The organism is Microbulbifer maximicatervae (SeqCode), assembly GCF_052466985.1.
In genome coordinates this window covers 1,292,713-1,315,903 of record NZ_CP174298.1, presented here as the reverse complement: position 1 = coordinate 1,315,903, position 23,191 = coordinate 1,292,713, and the positions used below count along the sequence as shown (strand labels likewise).

The 23,191-nt window shown below is 47.0% G+C and carries 22 protein-coding genes; 14 read left to right on the top strand and 8 right to left on the bottom strand.

Annotated elements, in window-relative coordinates; genetic code table 11:
• Window positions 1-113: 113 nt before the first annotated feature.
• The 6 genes from ACJJI3_RS05790 (at window position 114) to ACJJI3_RS05765 (ending at window position 7,423) form a co-directional block, all read left to right on the top strand.
• Window positions 114-500, top strand: a complete 387-nt coding sequence (locus ACJJI3_RS05790; protein WP_413665707.1) for a c-type cytochrome — start codon at window positions 114-116, stop codon at window positions 498-500.
• Between the two features lie 5 nt (window positions 501-505).
• The gene (locus ACJJI3_RS05785; RefSeq protein ID WP_444941821.1) at window positions 506-1,900 is read left to right on the top strand and encodes an FAD-linked oxidoreductase, L-gulonolactone oxidase family; all 1,395 of its coding nucleotides are present in this window, start codon (window positions 506-508) and stop codon (window positions 1,898-1,900) included.
• Window positions 1,901-1,941: 41 nt separating this feature from the next.
• Entirely contained in the window at window positions 1,942-3,231 is a 1,290-nt protein-coding gene (locus tag ACJJI3_RS05780; protein ID WP_444941820.1) for a DSD1 family PLP-dependent enzyme, read from the top strand.
• A gap of 91 nt (window positions 3,232-3,322) precedes the next feature.
• The gene (locus ACJJI3_RS05775) at window positions 3,323-3,748 is read left to right on the top strand and encodes a hypothetical protein (protein ID WP_413665710.1); all 426 of its coding nucleotides are present in this window, start codon (window positions 3,323-3,325) and stop codon (window positions 3,746-3,748) included.
• A gap of 429 nt (window positions 3,749-4,177) precedes the next feature.
• Window positions 4,178-4,897: a hypothetical protein gene (locus ACJJI3_RS05770; protein ID WP_444941819.1), complete on the top strand. Its 720-nt coding sequence runs from the start codon at window positions 4,178-4,180 to the stop codon at window positions 4,895-4,897.
• Window positions 4,898-6,427: 1,530 nt separating this feature from the next.
• The gene (locus ACJJI3_RS05765; protein WP_444941818.1) at window positions 6,428-7,423 is read left to right on the top strand and encodes an alpha/beta fold hydrolase; all 996 of its coding nucleotides are present in this window, start codon (window positions 6,428-6,430) and stop codon (window positions 7,421-7,423) included.
• A gap of 681 nt (window positions 7,424-8,104) precedes the next feature.
• Here ACJJI3_RS05765 and ACJJI3_RS05760 read toward each other — a convergent pair.
• Together ACJJI3_RS05760 and ACJJI3_RS05755 are read right to left on the bottom strand one after the other, a co-directional pair.
• Window positions 8,105-8,737 carry a hypothetical protein gene (locus ACJJI3_RS05760; RefSeq protein ID WP_444941817.1) on the bottom strand — a complete coding sequence of 211 codons (633 nt, stop codon included), beginning with the start codon at window positions 8,735-8,737 and terminating at the stop codon, window positions 8,105-8,107.
• Window positions 8,738-9,098: 361 nt separating this feature from the next.
• Entirely contained in the window at window positions 9,099-10,007 is a 909-nt protein-coding gene (locus ACJJI3_RS05755; RefSeq protein ID WP_444917080.1) for a LysR family transcriptional regulator, read from the bottom strand.
• Between the two features lie 151 nt (window positions 10,008-10,158).
• Here ACJJI3_RS05755 and ACJJI3_RS05750 point away from each other — a divergent pair, with 151 nt between their 5' ends.
• The 3 genes from ACJJI3_RS05750 (at window position 10,159) to ACJJI3_RS05740 (ending at window position 12,734) form a co-directional block, all read left to right on the top strand.
• Window positions 10,159-11,169, top strand: coding sequence for an NADP-dependent oxidoreductase (locus ACJJI3_RS05750; protein WP_444941816.1), 1,011 nt, complete (start codon window positions 10,159-10,161; stop codon window positions 11,167-11,169).
• Between the two features lie 263 nt (window positions 11,170-11,432).
• Window positions 11,433-12,089: a DUF6962 family protein gene (locus ACJJI3_RS05745; RefSeq protein WP_444941815.1), complete on the top strand. Its 657-nt coding sequence runs from the start codon at window positions 11,433-11,435 to the stop codon at window positions 12,087-12,089.
• Between the two features lie 51 nt (window positions 12,090-12,140).
• Complete coding sequence (locus ACJJI3_RS05740; RefSeq protein ID WP_444941814.1) at window positions 12,141-12,734, top strand: cytochrome b; 594 nt, start codon at window positions 12,141-12,143, stop codon at window positions 12,732-12,734.
• Window positions 12,735-13,002: 268 nt separating this feature from the next.
• Here ACJJI3_RS05740 and arsJ read toward each other — a convergent pair whose 3' ends face one another.
• The 6 genes from arsJ to ACJJI3_RS05710 form a co-directional block, all read right to left on the bottom strand.
• Window positions 13,003-14,250: an organoarsenical effux MFS transporter ArsJ gene (gene arsJ / locus ACJJI3_RS05735; RefSeq protein ID WP_444941813.1), complete on the bottom strand. Its 1,248-nt coding sequence runs from the start codon at window positions 14,248-14,250 to the stop codon at window positions 13,003-13,005.
• A gap of 120 nt (window positions 14,251-14,370) precedes the next feature.
• A complete protein-coding gene (locus tag ACJJI3_RS05730) occupies window positions 14,371-15,375 on the bottom strand; it encodes an ArsJ-associated glyceraldehyde-3-phosphate dehydrogenase (protein ID WP_444941812.1) in 1,005 nt (334 codons plus the stop codon).
• 84 nt (window positions 15,376-15,459) lie between these two features.
• Window positions 15,460-15,804 carry a metalloregulator ArsR/SmtB family transcription factor gene (locus ACJJI3_RS05725; RefSeq protein ID WP_282932732.1) on the bottom strand — a complete coding sequence of 115 codons (345 nt, stop codon included), beginning with the start codon at window positions 15,802-15,804 and terminating at the stop codon, window positions 15,460-15,462.
• A complete protein-coding gene (locus ACJJI3_RS05720) occupies window positions 15,801-16,229 on the bottom strand; it encodes an arsenate reductase/protein-tyrosine-phosphatase family protein (RefSeq protein WP_444941811.1) in 429 nt (142 codons plus the stop codon). Before ACJJI3_RS05720 ends, ACJJI3_RS05725 begins: the two co-directional genes overlap by 4 nt.
• Before the next feature lie 98 nt (window positions 16,230-16,327).
• Complete coding sequence (xthA, locus tag ACJJI3_RS05715) at window positions 16,328-17,143, bottom strand: exodeoxyribonuclease III (RefSeq protein WP_413665722.1); 816 nt, start codon at window positions 17,141-17,143, stop codon at window positions 16,328-16,330.
• Window positions 17,144-17,234: 91 nt separating this feature from the next.
• Window positions 17,235-19,334: a carboxy terminal-processing peptidase gene (locus ACJJI3_RS05710; RefSeq protein WP_444941810.1), complete on the bottom strand. Its 2,100-nt coding sequence runs from the start codon at window positions 19,332-19,334 to the stop codon at window positions 17,235-17,237.
• A gap of 544 nt (window positions 19,335-19,878) precedes the next feature.
• On the opposite strand from ACJJI3_RS05710, the gene ACJJI3_RS05705 reads away from it, so the two are divergent.
• From ACJJI3_RS05705 to ACJJI3_RS05685, 5 genes are all read left to right on the top strand, one after another.
• Window positions 19,879-20,460, top strand: coding sequence for a TetR/AcrR family transcriptional regulator (locus ACJJI3_RS05705; RefSeq protein WP_413665724.1), 582 nt, complete (start codon window positions 19,879-19,881; stop codon window positions 20,458-20,460).
• Window positions 20,461-20,785: 325 nt separating this feature from the next.
• Complete coding sequence (locus ACJJI3_RS05700) at window positions 20,786-21,352, top strand: carboxymuconolactone decarboxylase family protein (protein WP_444941809.1); 567 nt, start codon at window positions 20,786-20,788, stop codon at window positions 21,350-21,352.
• A 140-nt stretch (window positions 21,353-21,492) separates the two neighbouring features.
• Complete coding sequence (locus ACJJI3_RS05695; RefSeq protein ID WP_444941808.1) at window positions 21,493-21,942, top strand: SDR family NAD(P)-dependent oxidoreductase; 450 nt, start codon at window positions 21,493-21,495, stop codon at window positions 21,940-21,942.
• Between the two features lie 146 nt (window positions 21,943-22,088).
• Window positions 22,089-22,493, top strand: coding sequence for an SDR family NAD(P)-dependent oxidoreductase (locus ACJJI3_RS05690; protein WP_444941807.1), 405 nt, complete (start codon window positions 22,089-22,091; stop codon window positions 22,491-22,493).
• Window positions 22,494-22,519: 26 nt separating this feature from the next.
• A complete protein-coding gene (locus tag ACJJI3_RS05685; RefSeq protein ID WP_444941806.1) occupies window positions 22,520-23,077 on the top strand; it encodes a thioredoxin family protein in 558 nt (185 codons plus the stop codon).
• The last annotated feature ends 114 nt before the right edge of the window (window positions 23,078-23,191 follow it).

Sequence of the window (23,191 nt, the reverse complement as noted above, 5' to 3'; positions counted from 1 at the left end):
AGTAGTTGTTTTAGCAGTCATCATGATTAACAATAGTGCCAGCGATATGTACACGATAGCTTTGGCAATAGCCAAAAAGAAATAAACAACAATAATGTAGTAGGTGTACGCATATGGAACTGGAAGTCTTGCGCCGGAGCTTTAAGCTCTTGTCTCTTTTTTTGGTACTAAATGTCATTCAAGGATGTTCTGAGCCTCCACAGGATAGTGAAAAAAGCCGGGCAATTTTGACCCAAAGAGCGCTGTCTCTTGCGCCCACTGATCCGGAAATCGCTGAAATATATACTCGCACTTGCCGCAGCTGTCACAGCACTGGCGCCAGCGCCGCACCCCTTACCGGAGATTTGGCCAACTGGAAGCCCCGTATGGAGAAGGGGATGGATGTGTTGGTGGAAAATGCGATCAATGGGTTCCAGGGTATGCCGCCACTAGGCCTTTGTTTTGAGTGCTCCCCCGAGCAGTTTGAACAGTTGATTGTTTTTATGGCTACAGCGGAGTAAAGGATATGGGGTTCAATCGTCGCCAGTTTATTAATTCTATTGCGATCGGCTCCGCATCATTAGCGGCCGCGCCCATCTCATCAGTTGCACGCACCTTATTGCAAGCTGCAGCCCCACCGACAAAAAAAGCGGGTGTTCGATGGCGGAACTGGTCTGGTTCACAAGAGTGTCTGCCGGCCCATCGTCTGGCACCCAAAGATATTCCTGCACTGCAAACGATAATTGCGGAAGCGCAAGGTACGGTCAGGGCGGTAGGTGCGGGTCACTCCTTCACTGCACTGGTACCCACTGACGACACAATTATTTCATTGGGCCGCATTACTGGCGTCGCCGACCACGATTCCGACAAGGTCCAGGCGACAATCTACGCTGGCACCCGTGTAGCAGACATTGGCCAACCCTTAGAGGATATCGGTCAAGCGCTGATTAACCAACCAGATATCGATGAGCAGACTTTAGGTGGTTGCCTGGCAACCGCGACCCATGGAACCGGTGCAGGCTTGGGTTGTATGTCCAGCTATGCAACGGGTATGGAACTGGTGACCGCAGGAGGAGATACGCTCTGGTGTGATGGTGAGCAAAACCCCGAGGTGTTCGCGGCAGCGCAAGTATCCCTTGGCAGCCTGGGTATGGTGACCAAGGTGCGTATGCAGAACCAGCCCAGCTACCGTTTGCGGCGTGAATCTTGGGTAGCGCCCCTGGAAGAGGTGTTGGATCAGGCTCCAGCACTGGCAGAGGCCAATCGGAACTTTGAATTTTACTATATCCCGTTTTCTGGGATGTGCATGGCTGATTCCCACCAGCCGACCACAGAGGAAATCTTCTCTACGGAGCGGGAAGATACTAATGAAGCAGTAATGACCCTGAAATCTGTGCGGGACTGGCTGGGTTGGTCACCGAAGTTGCGTCAGTTTGCGCTGCAAAATGCGATGGAAGATATCGAGAGGGAAGTCGTTGTCGAGTCCTCCTGGCGGAATTACGCCAGTGAGCGAAACGTACGTTTCAATGAAATGGAGTATCACTTGCCCCGTGAGGACGGTTTGAAAGCCTTCGCGGAAATACGTCGAGCGATTGAGGAAAATAACCTGGATGTTTTCTTCCCTATCGAGGTGCGTTTCGTTAAAGCTGACGATATCTGGCTGAGCCCGTTTTATAAGCAAGATTCCGTATCCATCGCCATACACCGCTACTTTGAAGAGGACCACCTACCGCTGTTCCAGGCCATTGAGCCCATTATGCGCAAATATGGGGGCCGCCCGCACTGGGGCAAGTTAAACAAGCTACAAGGCTCGGACTTTGCCGAGCTCTACCCTCAGTGGCAGGATTTTCTTGAGGTTCGCCGAGAGCTAGACCCCAGTGGTAAGTTCTTAAACCCCTATCTGAAAACGCTTTTTACCTGAGCAACGCTGCTCAGCAGTGAACCCTCAAAGAGGAAAGCACAATGGATATCAAGCGACGAAAGCTAATACTAGGTGGGGTCGCGTTAGGAGCGGTGGCAAGTGTCGCCGTTCTTCGCCCTAAAGCGCAAGGGCAGGGAGGGCACAGCAAATACTTCTCCAGTGTTTCTAAAGCTCTGGATAATGCCAGCTTTTCTGGTCCCACCTTAGTCGTAGACCTGGAGAATCTGCAAAAGAACGCCGATATATTAGCCGGCCACCTCAGAGGTCACTATGACTACCGGGTAGTGGCTAAATCTTTGCCCTCGCTAAACCTGCTGGATGCTATTACTCAGCGAACAAATACCAATCGCATTATGGTATTCCAGCTGCCATTTCTACAGCAACTGGTTAAATCTTATCCAGCGAGTGATATTTTGCTGGGGAAACCTCTCCCGATTACTGCGGCAAAGGCCTTTTATTTTGGCACTAAGGCGGAGCATTTTGATCCTACGCGGCAGTTACAGTGGCTGGTTGACAGCCCCCGCAGACTTAATCAGTACGCCGATCTGGCACGATCGCTCAAACAATCCTTGCGAATTAATATCGAGATTGATGTAGGCCTACACCGGGGTGGCATTGCCAGTGCGGAAGATCTCTCCGCGATGCTCGCTATCATTCAGCGGGAACCTTATTTGGAATTTTCCGGTTTTATGGGTTACGACGCCCACGCCGCAAAAATGCCAGGTGTTCTCGGTGGACCTGAAAAGGCAATCACTCGGGGGTTGGATATTTACCAAAGCAGGGTGGAGCAAGCTAAGATCCAGCTGGGAAGTGCATTCCCGAAGGCGGCCACTTTGAACGCTGCCGGTAGCCCAACCTACCAACTGTACAAATCCCGAGCAGACTGGGCTCCCTGTAACGAGATTGCCGCTGGCTCGTGCCTGGTTAAACCGGTGGGCTTTGATATTCCCACTCTGTCTGATCATTTACCAGCGGCGTATATCGCAAGTCCGGTATTGAAGAAATTGTCACAGACACAGATACCCGGCATAGAAGGGCTCACCGGACCCTTTAGTTGGTTGAACCCAAATCGGGAGTATAGCTTCTTTATATCTGGCGGCTATTGGAAGGCGGAGCCAGAATCACCAAAAGGTCTATCGATCAACCCCATCTATGGCCGCTCCAGCAACCAAGAAATGCTGAATGGCTCAAAAAAGGTACTGCTGAATGAAGACGACTGGGTCTTTCTCCGGCCCACACAGAGTGAGTCCGTGTTCCTGCAGTTTGGTGATATTGCGGTCTATAGCAAAGGCGAGATAGTGGATCTCTGGCCGGTAATGAGTAATTCCTGAGGGTTCAACCCCTGCTACGGGGTAAGTACAAATTTGTTTAATAGACGTACTGACCATAGTGGCGGGCAAACAACAAGTCTTGGAGATATTGATGATCTATGAAGTTGTTTTGGTGTTAAACACGATTTGGTTTCTGATGGGATTTAACGTTTTCTCTTTGAGGAACCATATATTTGCGAAGTTACTGGTACCCAGGGAACAAAGGGATACCCCCGTATTTAATATCTTGGCAGAATCAGGAAAATTTCTGGGTGGTTTTAACCTGTCGTTGGCGCTACTCAATATACTACTGCTAATCAGCCCCTCAGTATTTGCTACGGAGGTGCAACGCGCTACGTTGCTGCTGGTGTTTGCTGTCACTCACGGAACACAGTTTATTTACAATGTCCCGGTAGCCCTACAAAACCGAAAAGGTGAAGGGCCGTGGCAAGTTAAAGGCGTGATGCGTTTTATTTTTATCACTGACTTTATAATGATGTCACTGAATCTAATAGCCGCACTTTGGATACTCCTCTGAATTTTAAACCCTATAAAATTCGGCCACGATACTTGTTGTGGCCGATAATGATCAGCATGCCAAATCAGTAGTGAGAATGTCATTGTTAAAATCGATGGGCGAACTTTAATTTCTACAGAAAACGTCGGCGTATAATGTCTCTATTGCAGTTATTGGGTCAAACTAAATAGGTACCTAATAATGTGTCGGCGGTGCTTATAATTGGTTCTCGCCGGACAAAATTTGAGTCATTTCTTACGGCGCAGTACACAGGTGATTGTGTCCTCAGGATTGCTGATATTATATTCAGGGCATGGGAGGGATTGTTAGTTTTCCCCCAGTTTAACTATTTGCTTATCTGATTTCAGGCAGATAGTTTCCCTCGCTTTCCAAGTTTATAAGTTGACAACTAGTTGCTAACGGAATTTCCTCAATTATAGGGACGACATAATGTACTTTAGAGTTAGTTCTGCGGGGTATGATATTTCAGGCGATATTGATTGGTTTGCGAGCTCTAAGCCTTTCAATCCTCCACAAGGGATTGTGCATAGATCACTGCATAACCAGGCAGGAGTTATAGGTCCACTGCCAGGAGATATGGCTCGCTCCACAATGGGGCTAATTAGCGGTGATTTGGGAGCAATAATTGGGGATCGAGATTCTGGATTGGGGCGCAGCTGGGAGAGACTTCACCTAATTGGAGTAAGCGCGGGTATTTTACATGAACGCCGTTACTCTAATTACAATACGATCATTGGCAGTCATGGTCTCAATACTGCGATGATCCCCTTTGAGGGTATTGCGAACTGGGTCTTAAACCAAAATCGTAAATTTTTCTATATTGTCAATGTGGACAAACAAAAAGTACTTAACTTTACGGATCGAAATGGAAGCGTCAGAGTAGAATCTGTACCCACGAAGCTCCGTCAGGCCATCACATATACATCGGAGCTGGACCCTAATATTTGGATTACTATACGGCAAGAACACCATGACTCTCGGACAGCAAGTTTAGCTGATAATCAAGCTATTGATTACAGTGCAAGTATTACTGATGAGCTGAAAATGAAGAAAAGTAATTGGGAGCGTATTCGGGGTCGAATAGCCGCCATTGATCAACAGATTATAGATTGCCAAAATAATGCTCGCTGGAATCTGATAGACCTTTGACTTCTTGCTGATAATCATGTTGAAAACAATAAGTTGATTATATAGTTTGTGATTAATTATGGTAACTTTGCGAATTAAGGCGGCCCGATTCTCTAGAGTTTAACTAGATTAATGAATTAGTATAAAAGGAGCTCATATATTACTTCTCCGCGCATAACCAAGTAACCGATAAATAGCAGGCTAAATCGCCGATATTTCAATGGTCACTCTTAGAGTCACCTACTTTGACTTAAGTGTTGAGCAACATGCGATTCAGTGGGCGTGATAGGATAGCTAATAAGGGCCGTTCACTAAACTTAGTAGGTATCTAAAATTAACCAACCAAGTAGTACTTAAACTGGTATGCAAATACCTTATATATGTTAGACAGAATAATATGACCAAATATCAACAATATGTTAATATTTTCATGAATTCCTAGAATGCTTATAGGTAGCCTACGAGCATCTGGTAGTAATTGAGATGGATAAGGGCTGGCGATGTCGTACGATCCTGTGACTTGGTTCAGGATATCGAAAAGCTCATCCATGAAGTATCATTTGGGTTTATTGAGTATGAGAATTCTAAAGATTTTGGTCATATCGGGCTCGATTCTGTTCACTGGTTGTACAGTTTTTCTTGGAGAGCCGGACACTAGAGTTAAGCGATTTGGTGATTGGGAGCTTTGCACAAAGCTGGCCGATAAAACTTTTAAATATCATTCTCAATGGCACTGGGCTATAGCCAATGAGATTAAGGCTAGGGATTTGGGGGCTTCACAGAGATGTAAGTCAACGTATACCGCAAGGATGAATCGTTTTACAGCTAGGAGTGTGATTAAGTCTGTTTCATTTGAGGATGCCTTGAACCATAATTTTGACTAATTCCAATACATGCCAGCTATCAAGCGCCCTTTATTTGTAGTTGACGATGGCTGGCAATACCTGCTATATGGACTTGTGTACCTCTTTCAAATCAAGTTACTTAAAAGCGTGATTGGATAGCCTTATACTGGGGAGTAGGGCTGTATTGTTGTTTCAACAGCACCCAGTAATAGCTTCTTAGGCAGTAGGAAAAACATGACCCGGATGGCATAGCTGTGCCGGGCCTTTAACTTATTAAGGCCTATAGCTTGATTACATGGTGCTGTGCAGGTAGAAGCCATCTTTCTAGTGATTGACAAGCTTGCTTTGGTATTCTGCTTTACGCTAGTTTGATTAGCAATGGATAGAATGGTTGATCTATATATTCACTAGGAATGTTTTTTTTCGCTTTTACTTATTCCAGTAATGGGTTAGTTATGTGCATTTAATCAATTATCGTTGGATGCTAATCATATTTTATGAGTAGGGTTTCAGAGGTGTTCTGGTAAAGTTGCCCTTTGATGTTGTGAGGCTTGAAGTTACTATTTATCTTTGAAGTAATTCAACTCGACTCTTTTTCCTATATCTTTGACATATAACTGTGAGACTCTTCACAGAAGGTAGTGTGCCATCGAATGGTACTTCAGCTCATTTGCTTAAGGATATAGTTGATATGGTGATTACATCGATGTTTAAGCATGCTCGGTTAGTTCTTCTATTTGTTGCCTTGCTTTCCAATATGACGGTTGGAGAGCAAGTAAATGATATCCTGAGTATTAAAAGTAATGACACAAATTTGCATGTGGAAGTTGCAGGGCAAGATGAAGGCAAGCCTTTATTGCTATTTTTACATGGGGGGCCTGGGGATGTGGAGTTGGGGTTGGTTCCATTTCAGGTAAAAATTGGCAAAACTCTGGAAGATGATTATTTAGTTGCTTATATGCATCAAAGAGGGGCAGGGAAATCCCCTGAAGTTAAGGAAGATACCTTAACGATTGATAATAATATTGAGGATGTGCGCAATGTAGTTAATTTTCTCCGGACCCATTATAAAAAAGACAAGTTTACTCTGATTGGCCATTCATGGGGTGGCGCTTTAGCTGCTCTTTATGCAGGGAAATATCCAGAAGAATTAGATGGCATAGTATTTATCTCCTCATTCCAAAATGGAAAGGTTCAGTCTAAAACGAGCCTTGATGCAACCCTAAAATGGGCAATGCAGGAAAATAATGAACATGCAATGCACGAATTGAAGCAATATCAAGAGAACCCAGAAGAGAACCATCTTATACTCGCAAAGTGGGCAAGTAGGGCGAATGATGGTATTGCAAACGGGGTAGATATTCATGGCTTTATAGCAAATCAAAAGATAAATGAGCAGTTTCCTGGGTGGCAACAGAAACGGGGAAGCTTGGCAGATAAAATGGAAAGGGAACTTCAGGCGTTAAATGTAAATGCTGAAGTCGATAGTTTGGAGATTCCAGCATTATTTATGGTAGGTGAAAAGGATACAATAACCACTCCTTCTCAAGTTAAAGATGATTTTGCGCGATATCGTGGGCCAAAGTGCCTCACTATACTTAAAGATAGTCATCATCTTCCATTTTTTGATGCCGATGAAGAACTTGGTGAAACCTTACTGCAGTTCTTAGATAGTGGTCGTTGCTCGAACGTAGTTATTTAGCTAACTAGATATTTATAGTGCATTTTTTATCAGAGTTAGACACCTGATATAAGAGTTATGTTAAGGAGCCTCTGAATAACTCCGTAATGCCTCTGCGGGACTTGAAGGCTGCAGATGTTAGGCGCAGCTCGCCGCGAATGGCCGTAGCCCTTTGCAAGAGCTGCAACGCAGCAGCTGTGGCCTTCAAGGCCCGCCCTTCGGGGCTTGCGGAGCGATTCACACTCCGCGTTGCGACTTCTTGAAAGGTCTAGACATTCCTGCGAAGCCGCGCCTTGATTGTGAACCGCTCTGCATGCCAGAGGTATCACGGAGTTATTCAGAGGCTCCTTAATTCTGCATTCTCTTTCAATGTATTGATCGACACCCTCATTATACTGATGAGGGTGCTCACAAGTCTAAAGGGGGAGTAGGCATTATTTGATATCTAGGTCACCCATCTCAGGGTTGATGGCATTTAGGGAAATTTATTCAATAGTATAGAAATTGATAGGGGATCTACTACCAAGAGGGAGTTTCGCTAACTCATTCTAATACTGATAATGCAGTTTCCATTATGGGGGCAATGGGGGCAATGGGGGCAATGGGGGCAATGGGGGCAATGGGGGCAGCCGCGACGATTTTTTTCGTGCGGCTCTATTCGAGTAGATTTCGGGGCTGAGCTTAGATTGTTTGTTGCAAGAATTATGTAATTTCGAAAAAGCCCAGCAGCTCATCCTTACGACCGATATTTTGCGTATAAAATGCCCACTGGTCGTTTCCATCTCTCACCCCGAATACCCGTGCACAAGTATCGTAGTATGAGGTACCAAGTTTTGCTTGCTTTTTCTTGAAGCTTGCTCCTTTTCTACCCCCTTTGGGGCCACCTATTGAGAGTCTCCTCTCCTTGGTTGCATCGGGAGTTTTTACCATCTTCTCCAACTCATCTCTTTGTTCGCTCCCCTTGATGGTCCCCCCCTGGGAAACATCACCTGCAACATGGATAACCGTTACACTTTTGCTTTGGTCGTCATGGTACTTGAAGGTCATTCGACAATTGCTGAGATGGGAGGTGAAGAAGTATGGGGGGCTTTTACTATCTAGAGTTACAGGCACAGCTTGTTGTCGAGCCCAGGTGAGGTATGTTGCTTTCTTGCCAGAATCTCCGCTTTTTACCATCATGATTTTATTGGGTTTTACAAATTCAAAATCAAACTCAGTTTCGTAGGCTCCTGCTTTGTTGTCGAAGGCCTCCGTATTAAAATCAAGTTCATAGGTTTTGAAGGCTGATTCAATGTCTTTTTCTAATAGGCTGATGAAGTCTTCATAACTTGGCATGGCTCAATCCTTATGTCGCCGGCTGTTCTGATATAAGCGGTTTGACTTGGTTTTATCAGTGCTAACTCCTCCATTTAGTTATTCATAGTTAAAGGTACTTTTGGCATGATTTCTACTTTTCAAACTAGCATGCCTATCAATATGCCTCCAAATATATCTAAGGGAAGCTTGAAGCAGATCAATTTTTAGTTTTATGAGGTCTTTATATGTCCACAGGGTGCGGGATATAAGCTTGTAGCCGAATATAAATTTTTTCGAACAATAAAGAGGGTGGAGTGCTTTTTTTAACGGCAGATTTGTTCAAGCTAGTATTATTGGCCCATATAATTTAAGTAGCAATGCGAAAAATTTTGATATTCTTCTATCGTTCATTCAAATTTTCATAGATAAAGTCTACGCAAAGCTTTATTTTGGGAATTTGGTATTTAGTACGCTCATACAAAAGAAATACTCCCAGATCGCCACCGGGGCTGACTGAGACTTTACCCTCGCAAGGTACCTGTACAAGCTCCCCTGTATCTAGATAGTTACAAATACTCCACGAAGGTACGCAGAACATACCGCGGTGATTGAGGGCGGCTGCTGTTAATGCTTTACCGTTATTGCTGATAACTTTTGGAGTCAACTTCAGGGGCTCCCAGTGCTCATCATTGAGTATGTACCACTCAATGACGCCACGAGGCCCCCGATATTGCAAGGTAGCAATTGACTCAATCGCCGACTTGTTTAAGGGGAAGCTATACTCCAACTTGTCGATAAACTGCGGTGTAGCCACGAGGGTGAACTCATTATCCGATAGGCGTTTGGCAATAACATGCTCATCCGGTGCAAACCCTCCGCGAATCGCAATATCAACGGGATCTTTCCCTAACTGGGACAGGTCATCGTTATAGGTTAAGTCGAATACGATATTGGGGTAACGTTGGGCAAACTTCTCAAGAAGGGGGGTTAAATGCTGCTCTCCATAAGTTGGGAGGCAGCTGATACGTATCAGACCGTTGGGCGCTTCAAATGTCTGGCTAACCAGTTCATCAGCCTGTTCAAGCTGGCGAATTGCTTTACTTATCATCGAATAGTAGAGCTTGCCGAGCTCAGTAACCTTGACTTGGCGGGTACTGCGTTGCAGTAACTCCACTCCTAAGGACTGCTCCAGATCTTTTACGCGGCGGGAGATTGATGAAGCGGGAACCTCAAATTCCTCAGCAACTGCAGTAAAGCTATTCAGTTCTACCACCCGCTTGAAGTAACGCAATGCTCTGATTTTGTCCATAATCAACTTCTAACTGTTTGTCATCGGCTCAAAATATTCCCCATTATTGCCAAAATGACAAAAGACTTATACCTATTACCACCTGTTTTTATGGTCGCAGTATGGGCACTATCGCTTTCAATGTTTGTTGAACCGATTGTTAGGATGACCAATGAAAGCTTTGAAAATGACTCGCTATGGGGATATTGATAGCAGCCTGGAGTTTCAGTCAGCTGAGGTTCCCACCCCCAAGGCTGGTGAAGTTTTGCTTCGGGTGCATGCCGCTAGCGTAAATCCAGTTGATAACATGATGTTGCGGGGGGAGCTTAAATCGGTACGAAAGGAAGTATTTCCGGTTGGTATTGGCCGGGATGTCAGCGGTGAAGTTGTAGCAGTGGGGAATGATGTCGCTGGATACAGTGTAGGGGACCTGGTGTTTTCCAGGGTGGGGGAGGATCATGTGGGCACTATTGCAGAATATCTCACCGTTAGTGTTTCCCACTTGGCTGCAAAGCCCAAAAACTTGTCACACAGTGAAGCGGCGGGTATTCCGCTCGTTGGGCTGACCTCCTATCAGTCTTTGATCAAAGTTGCTGGTTTGAAGTCCGGCGAGAAAGTGCTGATACATGCAGGCTCAGGTGGTGTTGGCTCTATGGCGATCCAATTGGCGAAGTCTGTAGGCGCCTATGTGGTGACTACAACAAGTAGCGCGAATGTGGAGTGGGTGAAAGCACTCGGTGCCGACCTTGTTATTGATTATAAAAAAGATGACTACCGGCAATTACTATCTGATATGGATGTCGTATTCGATACTTTGGGTGGTCAGTATGCTTTGGATGCATTTCAGGTCCTGAAAACTGGTGGGCGTGTTGTCTCTGTTAAAGGGGCTTTAGATCCGCAGACAGCTGAAGAGCTTGGGCTAGGTTGGTTGCTTCGCAAGCTAGTGGCGCTTAAGTCGCGAAATCTAATGAAGGCAGCGAAGGGCAAATCTGCGCTCTATCGAATGGTTATTATGGAAGCTAATGGAGGACAGCTGAGTGAATTGGGGGATCTGTACCGGCAGAAGATTCTTTCTCCAGTAATAGACAAGATCTATTCTTTAGAGCAAGGCAAAGAAGCTTTTTCATATCTCGCTTCAGGACGCGCTAAAGGCAAGGTGATTGTATCAGTCATAGCCAGTTAATAAGAGTTGAAACGATCAATAAGTGTCAGTGCCGCCTTGAGATATAATGGCGCGCTGGCTCTTGTCTGTCTCTGTGCTTTTTAAACTTTGCATCTACCCCATTATTGAGGTTGCACTAGGGAAATTGATATTATTGAGTTTTCGTAGATGACACACCTATGTTCAATTGATCTTCAGAAAGTCTGATATATTGCTATAAAGGGTTACGATCTGGGTTGGATAGAGAATGTATATGAAAGTGTGTCGACTATATTCGAAATAGAATGACTCTAGTACATGGCGAAATAGACCTATTAACTGCAATTACTAATGTCGGGCTGGCTCTGGTCGCATTTATTGGCGCCCTTTATTTGTTGGTGTTTGTAAGGAGGAAGCAGTGGAAAAGAAGTATTTGGCTTATTTTTTTCACTATCATGTTCATAGCCTCATTAGTGGCAGCTATCTATCACGGGTTTGAAATCCCCCCATATTTTCGAAGTTGCTTATGGTATGGAATACTTTTTTTACTTGGTTTACTAATTTCTTCTTTTGTTCTTGCGGTTAGCGTAGATTTGGTGAGTGAAGGTTTTTCCAAACGGGCTATTTTCCCAGTGTTATTTCTTTTCTTGATATTGTTTGTTTTTTCCTTTTCACTTAAAGATAAAATTTTTGCTTTTGCTGTTTATCAGTTTTTAATCTGCGCGGTGGCTTTCATAGGGTACTTTATATTAGCCTTAAGGAGACAAAGCTCGCTGTGTGGCAGTTGGTTTATGGCACTTGGCTCGATAGTTAGTATTGTTGCAATGGCTGTCCAGTTAGATGGAAGTTTATCAGTCAGTATCATTTGGGACCTTGATCACAATATTATCTACCATTTTGTCCAGGCGCTTGGTGTTGTGCTCTTTATTTTGGGTTTACGCAGATTTTACTCGGAGAGATAGTTGTCGAATTGCCGACAGAATATAGATTTTGGAAGTGGGAAAGAGATAAAGATGAGTCTGAGAAATCAACCTGACAGTTACGGTTCAGTAGCCAAGTGGCTACATTGGCTAACGGCGATATTATTTTTAGGTTCCTATATTTCGGTATATTACCGACACTGGTTTACTCAGGAAGAGACACCGGCGAATTGGGCCGCCTTACAACTACACCTTTCTATTGGCGTCACTATAGGAGTAATTGTCATTCTCAGAGTTGCTTGGCGTCTGACGAACCCACCACCGCCAGCAGAGCCAGGAACTTCCCTGGAACATTTTGCTGCTCATACCGGCCACCTTCTTCTCTACTTGGTTATGATCATCACCCCACTAACAGGGTATATTGGAACGGGTGTGGATACGGACTACTTTTTTCTGTTCGAGATTCCGAAGTTTGAGAACACCCAAGCTTTTGTGGCGATAGTTCAGGATCGAATGGGGCTAACCTTTGAAGAGTTTGAGAAGCCTGTGGACTTTATCCATAAAGAGATTCTAGGGCAGTGGGTGGTCTGGATCTTAATCCTGGGGCATGTAATAGCCGCTCTATATCACCACTACATCAAAAAGGATCGGACTTTGCTAAGAATGACCGTGACTAAAAAGCCATAGTTCTTGCGATGGTTTTGGCAGAAAGTAGTGGCAAATAGGCATTGAGTGCCAAATCCAGACATTTTAATCTCGAGTTTTTGCAGCTCCTGTGGAGCTGTGCACTTGGACTAGAGGTGGGTGTTATATGAGGTATTTGGTCCTTGCTTTGATTCTATTTCAAATGGGGTGCATACCTGAGTCCAAACTGTATCGAATCGTGCAGGTCGAAATGGTCCCTCAGCCTACTTGCCAGCCTTCGCTGGCAAGTAGCACTTATGCTGCTATCTGATCAGCTCCTACTTAAACTGCCAACCTCCTGAGCCCCGGTTTTGTGCCTGGGCAAACCCAGTGAAACCAGTGCGGTTAGCAGAAGAAAAGCACTGGAAATAAGTAGGCAAGCCACCAACCCCTGAGTTTGGAATACCCACCCCGAGAGCAGTGTCCCGAGCAATCGCCCAGCGGCATTTGCCATATAGTAGAAGCCCACATCCATAGAGACGCCATCTTCCCGAGCATAGGCAACTATCAAGTAGCTGTGTAAAGATGAGTTTACGGCGAAGAGTACAGCAAACATCAAAAGTCCACCCAGTACGGCGAGCTGTGGATCCACTCCTTTGTGTAATGCGATTGCGATTAATGCGGGCACTGCAGTGAGCGCTATTGCCCAGAATAGTGCGGTTCGACCATCCGGAGCCTGGGCTGAACGTGCCGTCGTGACCTTTGGGGCCTGGGTTTGCACTATGCCGTATCCGATCACCCAGGATGCCAGGAAGGTACCCACCTGCCAGTGGCTCCAACCGAACTGGCTGGCCAGGAAAATCGGTAGAGCTATAACAAACCAAACATCCCGGGAAGCAAACAAGAGTAAGCGCGCGGCCGACAATATGTTGACTGCGGGACTCTTGGAAAAGATATCTCTGAATCGGCTTTTTGCTTTGGCTTTCCCTAAGTCCCGCTTAAGAAATTTGAGACTCAATATCCAAACTATTCCAAGAGCTAGGGCCATCGATGCAATCGCGCCTTGAAAGCCAAGTGAGGCGAGTAGGGCACCGCCGAGAAAGAAGCCCAAGCCTTTTAGCGCGTTTTTCGAACCGGTAAGAAGGGCGACCCATCGATATAAGGTGCCACTGGCCTGATCGGGCACCAGTAACTTGATTGAGCTCTTCGCACTCATTTTATTCAGGTCTTTGGCGATACCGGAGAGGGCTTGGGCAGCCATAACCAAGGGGACCGAGAGATACTGACTGGGTGCCAGCAGCATGGAAAGAGCAACAATCTGTAAGGCCAGTCCCAAATTCATGGTCCGGTTGAGTCCAATCCGGGCACCGAGCCAGCCGCCGACAAGATTAGTGACTACCCCAAAGAATTCGTAGAAAAGGAAAAGCAAGGCTATTTGCAAAGGGCTGTAGCCGAGTTCGTGAAAGTGCAGCAGCACCAGCATGCGCAGAGCGCCGTCAGTCAAAGTAAATGCCCAGTAATTGCCTGTTACCAGCAGGTATTGGCGCACTGGCGACGATAAATTGTGAAGAAACTGCATGATCTTGTTCTTTGTACTGCTACTTACTAAAAGCAGGAGGAAAAAATGTGAGCTCATGGAGAGGCGTACCCCTCAGGTGCAGTGTGTTCTTTCCTTCCGGCCCCGTTGTACTTTGGCTGCTTAGCCCATGGTGCCAATCATTCGAGCTAATTCCGCCGTGCGGTTGGCGTAACCCCATTCATTGTCATACCAGGCGTAAACTTTTACCTGGGTGCTGTTAACGACCATGGTCGATAGAGCATCGATAATGCTCGATCTGGGGTCGGTTTTGTAATCCACGGAAACGAGGGGCCTTTCCTCATAGCCGAGGATATCTTTTAGTTCACCTTCTGCAGCTTCCTTAAATAACTGGTTTACTGCCTCTGGGGTAGTGTCGGTTTCCACTTCAAAAACACAATCGGTAATGGATGCGTTGGCGAGGGGAACACGAACTGCGTGGCCGTTTAGGCGGCCGGACAACTCTGGAAAGATGGAGGCAATAGCTGTAGCTGAACCTGTTGTTGTGGGAATCAGGCTGGCACCACAGGCGCGGGCTCTGCGCAGATCTCCATGGGGTGCGTCGAGGATAGTCTGGGTATTGGTGATATCGTGAATAGTGGTGATTGAACCGTGACGAATACCCAGGTTTTCGTGAATAACTTTTACTACTGGAGCAAGACAATTAGTCGTACAGGAAGCGGCGGTAATAATCTGGTGTTTGTCCGGCTGGTATATATGTTGATTCACTCCAAGGACAATGTTCGGTACTCCAGCCTCTTTAACTGGTGCAGAGACCAGCACCTTCTTTACCCCTTGATCCAGGTAGGGTTGAAGAAGTTTGGTAGTTTTCATTTTACCAGAGGCCTCTACCACCAGATCACAGTTTTTCCAATTGGTCTCTGCAATAGCGGTATTGCGGCTACAGGTTACTGTTTTGCCATCAACCTGAATTGTGTCATCAACGGCTTTCGCCTCTCTGTGCCAGCGCCCGTGTACAGAGTCAAAGTTGAGTAGGTGGGCGAGAGTGGCTGCATCACCGGCAGGGTCATTAATCTGGACAAACTCAACTTCAGGCCAATCCCAGGCAGCGCGCAGTACCAGCCGGCCAATTCGGCCAAATCCATTGATCCCAATTTTGATGGTCATTGTTAATTTCGCTCCGTTTCTGCCAAATACATATGAAAAATCATATATATCTGGATAGTTTAAATCTTAGGTCGGCAGGCGGTATCAGCAGCACAGACTTGTGCGCTCTGGCCGGTCTCCCATTTGAATCAGGTTGTTGAGGTCTTCGGTAATAAAGTGCTGGTTCGCCTGTAAGGTGTCGAAAAGTACAGACTTTGCCCAGGCATTTAAGTCTGGGTTGATTCGGTAAAACACCCACTGCCCCTGGCGGCGGTCTTGGAGCAGGTCTGAACTTCTCAGCAAGGCGAGGTGCCTGGAAATTTTCGGCTGGCTCAATTCGAGGGCTGCCGTTAGCTCGCATACGCAAAGCTCTTCCTCGTGAGCAATAAGGAGCAATGTGCGTAGGCGCGTATCATCGGCCAGGCATTTGTAAAACTGTACTGGGTTCATGCCGCTCTTTTTCGTAAATCTGCCTCGGCTTGGGCCAAGACCAGTAGTTTGATGCGAGTGCTCAATTCACGTGCCGTGGTGTAAAAAGGGCAGAAGCAGTGTCGCTTTGTCGGTTCCTTAAAATTCCAGGCAATCATCTTGTCAACTTTTGGGGAGGGTACGTAATCTTCCCGGCTTTTGTCGCAAAGTGTGATGACCAGGTCAAAAGGTTGGTCAGCTACATCTTCTACAACTTTGGGAATGAGTCCCTCTGTTGAAACCCCCAGTCGCTCCAGCGCTTGCAGAGCGCGTGGGTCCACTGCATGGACATTGGTTCCGGCGCCAACGGCTTCGTATGAGTTGCCTCCAAAATGCCGCAACAGTGCCTCAGCCATCAGTGAGCGGGCAGAGTCCCCGGCGCAAACAAACAGAACACGCCTTTTCATTGGAGGGCTCCATTGGACTTTTTAACAATTATATATGGAAAACCATATATTCATAGCCTTAAAAATAGCCCACTGAATCAGCGGGCTATAACCTGTGCTTAGAGCTTAAACTCGGCCCATACAGGCGCGTGGTCTGATGGGCGTTCCATAGCCCGAATATCGTAGTCCACGCCAGTCCCGACACATTTTTCCAGAAGAGGGTTGGTGGCTAGAATTAAGTCGATACGCAGGCCGCGTCTGGGCTCGCGATCGAACCCACGGCTTCGGTAGTCGAACCAGCTGAATACATCGTCTGTTTCTGGGTTTTGTGCGCGGAAAGTGTCGGTGAGCCCCCAGCCTTCAATTTTTTGAAGCCACTCGCGCTCTTCTGGAAGGAAGCTGCATTTTCCATCGCGCAGCCAGCGCTTGCGATTGGGTTCACCAATACCAATATCCTGGTCGCTGGGTGAAATATTCATATCGCCGATAACCAATACAGGCGCTTCCGGCTTACACGTGGTTTGCAGGTAGGTATCCAGGTCGGCGTAATACTTTTGCTTGGCCGGAAATTTAACCGGGTGCTCGCGATTTTCACCTTGCGGGAAATAGCCATTAATAACCGTGAGGGGCTCAGGACCGCCGATATCAAACTTGCCGGCAACCATACGGCGCTGGGCGTCGCTGGCATCAGTTGGGAAACCGTATTCGCGATCAATAAAAGGTAGACGTGAGAGCAGGGCAACGCCGTAGTGTGTTTTTTGGCCAAAATAAATCAGCTCATAGCCCAGGTCTTTTATCGCATCTACTGGAAAATCTTCGTCGGTGACTTTGGTTTCCTGTAGGCCGATGATATCGGGCTGATGGTTGTCTACCAGGGCCTGCATCTGGTGCAGGCGAGTGCGAATACTATTGACGTTAAAGGAAACAACCTTCATCTCTTCCCCCAAAATAAAAAAGGTCGGGCTAGCCCGACCTAAGAGTTAGTTCGCGGACCGGGCGCACGCCGCGCCCAGTGCCTATCAGTATTTAGAAGTTGGCAACTTGGGGCGGGGCCTTGCTGGCCTTATCGGCGAGGCCGATAAAGTCCGCCATTATATAGCCCGCTTCATTCAAAATTGGGTCTTTTTCCAACTTGATCTCTACAGGACCACCAATGTTAGCCACCTCTTCAGATTCGCTTTCTTCGTATGCCTCAAAGTTCTCGTAGGGTTCAAGGCCTTTAGCTTTGCGGCGACGGTTTTCCATATCCAGCAATCGCTGATTAACGGACTTGCGCTCATTCTCTCTAGTTGATTCGTTGAGAGAGACATACTTCTTGTCAGCCCGCTCGGCGTCGAACTTGAACTGATCGCGCAGGAAAACAAAATCTGGATCTGTTTCCGTGCGCTTGTTGTGCTTGGTAATCAAGTTCGGGATCAGCATCTTCAAGTTGAAATACTTCGCATGAGGCACAGCGTGGATACGGTCCCAGGGCAGGGCAGTATCGTACGCACTCTCACCCACATTTTCGGCATCAATCAACTGTGGCATATCGATGTCCGGCTTCACACCCGCATGCTGTGTGCTGTCTCCGGAAACCCGGTAGAACTTGGACTGGGTAATTTTCAACTGGCCTTCCTTCAGGGGAGCCATAGTTTGCACAGTACCCTTACCAAAGGATTGGTTGCCCACTACCAGGCCGCGGTTGTAATCCTGGATTGCACCGGCAAAAATCTCGGATGCAGAGGCGGATAAGCGATTAATCAATACCATCAGCGGCCCGCGGTACATGGCGCGGGAGCGCGAGCGGTTATGGCGGGAAATCTGCTCATTGGCATGACGGATCTGTACAACAGGACCCTGATCAATAAACAGATCGGTGAGCATGGTGGCTTCTTGCAGTGAACCACCGCCGTTGTTGCGAAGATCCAGAATAATACCGTCAACCTTCTCCTCTTTAAGTTCACTCAGCAGACGGGCAACGTCTCGCGTGGTGCTCTTATAGTTGGGGTCGCGGCGGCGATAGGCATCAAAGTCGATATAGAAGGTCGGCAGGTTAATCACACCGATCTTGTAATTCTTACTGCCGTCAGAGAATTCAAACACTGCCTTCTTGGCCGCCTGATCTTCAAGCTTCACTTTGCTGCGCTTGATCAAGATAGTCTTATGAGTGCCGTCACCACCAGTGGGGATGGTTTCCAGGCGAACATAGGTACCGGCCTTGCCGCGAATCAAGTCGACAACATCATCCAGGCGCCAGCCTACGACATCGACCATTTCGCCTTCTTTATCCTGGCCAACACCCACGATTTTATCGTTAGGCTTGATCTTGCCAGTGCGATCGGCTGGACCACCGTGTACCAGGCGAGCAACTTTGGTGTATTCCTCGTCTGCCTGCAGCACAGCACCGATACCCTCCAAGGAGAGGGACATGCTCATATTAAAGTTTTCCAATGAGCGCGGTGACAGGTAGTTGCTGTGTGGATCGTAGAGACGAGTCAGTGAGTTCATATAGAGCTCAAATACGTCGTCGCTCTTCTGCTGCTCGAGGCGCTTCTTTTGGCCTTTGTAACGGCGTACGAGAAGGTCTTGGATTTCCTCATCGGTTTTACCGGTAAGGCGCAGATTCAGGATGCTGCTCTTTAAGCGCTTACGCCAAAGCTCATCTGCAGCGCTGATCGAGTTGGGCCACTGGCTTTCCTCCCGATCCAGCTCAAGGGTCTCTTCCCGAGAAAAGTCATAGGCGGGCAGGCCTTTCTCTAGTTGGGACAGGATGTTATCTAGCCGGTCGCCCATACGCAGGCGGAAACGGTTATAGATACTGAACCCAGCGGTGACATCACCAGCGCGAAGCTGGTCATCCATCTCCGCTTCCCACGCGCGGAATTCGTCGATATCAGAGGCGAGGAAGTAACTTTTAGTGGGGTCGAGTGCATCGATATACTCGTTCCACAAGTTCTCGGACATTTCGTCGCCGATTTTGATTTTGTTGTAGTGCAGCATTTCAAGCTTGCTGACTATCTCTTGTGCAGTACCACCTTGACCCTCTTGGGGGGCTATTCGCTCTGGCTCTGCCAGAACACTTGTGGAAAGAAGGCCAATGACCAAGAAGCCGGAAAAGTAAGCGGCGATCCGATTGGTAAGCATAGGGAGTCTCTTTATACGTCCTACTTCATAGGCGTCCGGCCCTTACGGCTCGGCGACCTATAGCTTAGGACAAGTATAAAGGCTGAAAGCTCCAAAGGGCATGAAATACCTCTAATCAGAGATGGATCTTTTTCTTTAACGCTTTATTTAGCAAAATAGCTTTCCTATTTAGTGTGAAATTGAGGAATTTTTTCTCGTTTTGAAGGCTTGAGTATGTATGGTCATCATAACTATTGTGTAACTGCAGCTGTAAAAAGCGTTAAAAATAAGCGTTTTGACTAATAGGTCAGAACCACTTTGATGACTTTGAAGGCTTTTAGGGTCATGAAGTTGCAGCAGTTACCACTTTAATAATTCGAGTGAGCTCTCCTGGGCTAGAAGTGTTGCTCCATCAATCACTGTGACCGCAAAAATGGTGTTTTGATTTCGGAGCAATAGGCGAATATCGGGCGAGTGCCAGTATTTGTATCTGCGAATCGTGTTTTTACCACTTGGTCCAAACAGTGGTAACATGGCCAGTAGATTCGTTTGAGGTGAGGTGCTTATGCCTTGGGAGAAAAGTTTCGATGTCGATAGCGCAGTCGATAAAGCGACGGAAGCCTTTTGGAAAAAAGGCTTTGAAGCGACTTCTCTGGCCGACCTGCTCAAAGCTACTGGGCTGACTAAAGGGAGCTTTTATAATGCCTTTGGCAGTAAGAAGCAGCTTTTTACCCTGAGTTTACTCAAGTATGAGAGAGAGCAGCGGCGCGACGTAATGGCCCGGCTTGAGTCGTTGGAAGATCCTATCGGCGCTATCAGTCAGCTTTTCGACTCCCTAATTGAACAGAGCCTTGCAGATCCGGAAAAGAAGGGCTGCTTTCTGGTTAATACCGCACTCGATATGCCTAACCTGGATAGCGATATTGGGGATGCTGTAAAAAAGGGCTTGCGGGATACTGAGTCATTTTTTGCAAGGCAGGTTCGCCTGGGGATAGAGAAAGGTGTGATATCTGATCGAGTAGACCCGGAAGTCTGCGCCAATAGTTTACTAACTCTGTTAGTCGGCTTGCGAGTGTTGGCACGTGGAGTTTTTAATAAGGAAAGCCTCTCCAGAATTAAGGTACAGGCATTAGACTTGCTGCGTTGACCTGATCTTTCTTCTGGCGTTGAAAGCTCTTCGTAGGGCCTTGGCGCCGTCCTCTCGGTTGCCAGGGCTTTCCCTCTCCTGACCTCCATTGATCCTACTGTCAATTTTGCATTGGATAGGGCTTCATATTTTTTCTGTTCATTCTCAGTAGGCATTAATGCATAGCAAATAGTTATATAAATCATATTTACCGATCGGTACAAACTCATTAGTATTGTTTGTAGCAATCGGTACATACAGTTTACAGGGGGGTCTCCCCTTATTTTTTTAACCAGTTTTGGACCGATCGCTACAAACAAGTGAAACTATCTAGTTAGGAAATATGATGGCTACTTTCAAGACTCACACGATTGAATCCGCTCCTGTTGCTGCTCAGCCTCTTCTTGCAGGCGCTAAGAAATCGATGGGCTTTGTGCCCAATCTATTCGCAACTATGTCAGAGGCCCCCGCATTACTTGAGGGTTATACGACCTTGGCGGGAATTTTCGATAAAACCAATCTTTCCGAGACAGAGCGCCAAATCATCTTAATGACAAACAACCGCCTGAACGGGTGTCGTTACTGTATGGCTGCTCACACATCCATTTCCCAAATGGCCGGTGTTGAAGCGGAAATTATTGAAGCATTGCGTAGTAACACACCGATTGCAGATGAAAAGCTTGAGGCATTACGTACATTTGCTGCGGTAGTGAATGAAAGCCGTGGCTGGCCGACGGAGGAACAAGTTAGCGCTTTCCTTGCTGCTGGCTACACGCAGCAGAGCGTACTGGAAGTGGTTCTAGGTACCGCTTTAAAAGTTATGTTGAATTATACAAATCACATTGCCGAGACCGCCCTGGATAGTGCCTTTGCAGTTAATGAGTGGACTCCCGAAGGAGAGGCAGTGGCCTGATTTCTGGCCTGGGCTTGATTGGCCATCCAGCCCTCACTGAGGAGATATGGGGTGGCCATCAACAATTCGTAGCGGAGCCCGCAACTGTGTTGCGAATCGAAATTTGAATTTATTCGACTTAAGTAACTGAGGTATACGAAATGACTCTTCAAGCTAGCAATATCACTGCATTAATCACAGGGGCAAATCGGGGGATCGGCAAGGCCATTACAGAGGGGCTGTTGGATGCGGGCGCGGTTAAAGTGTATACCGCTGTTCGCGACCTAGCCTCGGTGAGGCAGCTCGTTCAAAAGTATGGTGAAAGGGTCGTCCCCATTGAATTTGATCTTTCACGTGAAGAAACCATTCAAAACGCTGTAAAGGTTGCCGGTGATGTCAATCTGGTTGTCTCAAATGCGGGCGTAGTGAAGCTATCGACCCCCTTGGATGATGATGCTGTGGAAAGCTTCAAGTATCAAATGGAGGGCAATGTTTACCCACTGATAAACCTGGCCAAAGCGTTTGGCCCTGTTTTGAAATCTAAGGAGCCTCTGAATAACTCCGTAATGCCTCTGCGGGTCTTGAAGGCTGCAGATGTTAGGCGCAGCTAGCCGCGAATGGCCTAGTCCTTTGCAAGAGCTGCAACACAGCAGCTGTGGCCTTCAAGGCCCGCCCTTCGGGGCTTACAGAGCGATTCACACTCCGCGTTGCGACTTCTTGAAAGGTCTAGACATTCCTGCGAAGCCGCGCCTTGATTGTGAACCGCTCTGCATGCCAGAGGCATCACGGAGTTATTCAGAGGCTCCCTAATGGTGGGGGTGTCTTTGTCCAAATGAACTCACTGGCATCCATCAAAAATTTTCTCCCATTTACCGGTTACTCCGGCTCAAAGGCGGCTGCCTATGCAGTAACTCAGGGTTTGAGGGAAGTCTGGGCGGAGCAGGGGACTCAAGTTATCAGTGTTATTGCTGGTCCAATCAAGACGGATATGGCCGACTCCGCAGGCATGGGAGAGGGCGCCCCTCCAGCGAGCATCGTGTTCGATGGCATTATGAAGGCACTAACAACGGGTGATTTTTTTGTTTATCCAGATGAGATGGCTCGAGAGGTCGCAAAAATTTACGCTCCCTTTGCCAAGAGCGTACTTGAGATCGAAAGCTAACTTAGAACCCAAGAGAGGATCGGGCAATGTTACTAGATACACCAGTATGTGATTTCGGATGGAAAGCCCCAGACTTTACCTTGAAAGACCCTGACGGCAAGAGCTTTCGAATGTCGGGCCATCTGGGAAGCAAGGGGTTGTTGATTGCATTTATCTGCAATCACTGCCCCTATGTTCAGGCGATTGCAAATCGTCTAGCTGAGGATGTGCGAGAACTACAAGGGCTGGGCATTAATGTTCTGGCCGTTATGTCAAACGATTATCGCGATTACCAAATTGACAGCCCTCCTTATATGGCGAAGTTTGCCCGAGACCATGGGTTTACTTTCCCCTATTTGGTTGATGAAGATCAGTCCGTAGGGAGAGCTTACCAGGCGGTATGTACACCAGATTTCTTCGGGCTGAATAAGGATGGAGAGCTCCAATATCGAGGCCGAATCGATGATGCGGGAATGGGAAATCCGGCAGGCCGAACCAGGGAGCTGGTCAATGCAATGAAGTTGGTCGCAGAGACTGGGGCAGGGCCGGAAAAGCAGCAGCCAAGTATGGGGTGCTCTATTAAATGGAGTGGTAACTATATCTGACATAGGTTGCTAGCTGACAGGGATGCTTTGGCGAACATAAAGCACACAAAAATATAAGAAAATACTTTAATATAGTTAGTTAACCTATTGATTATAAAGAATTAATGAAAAGTT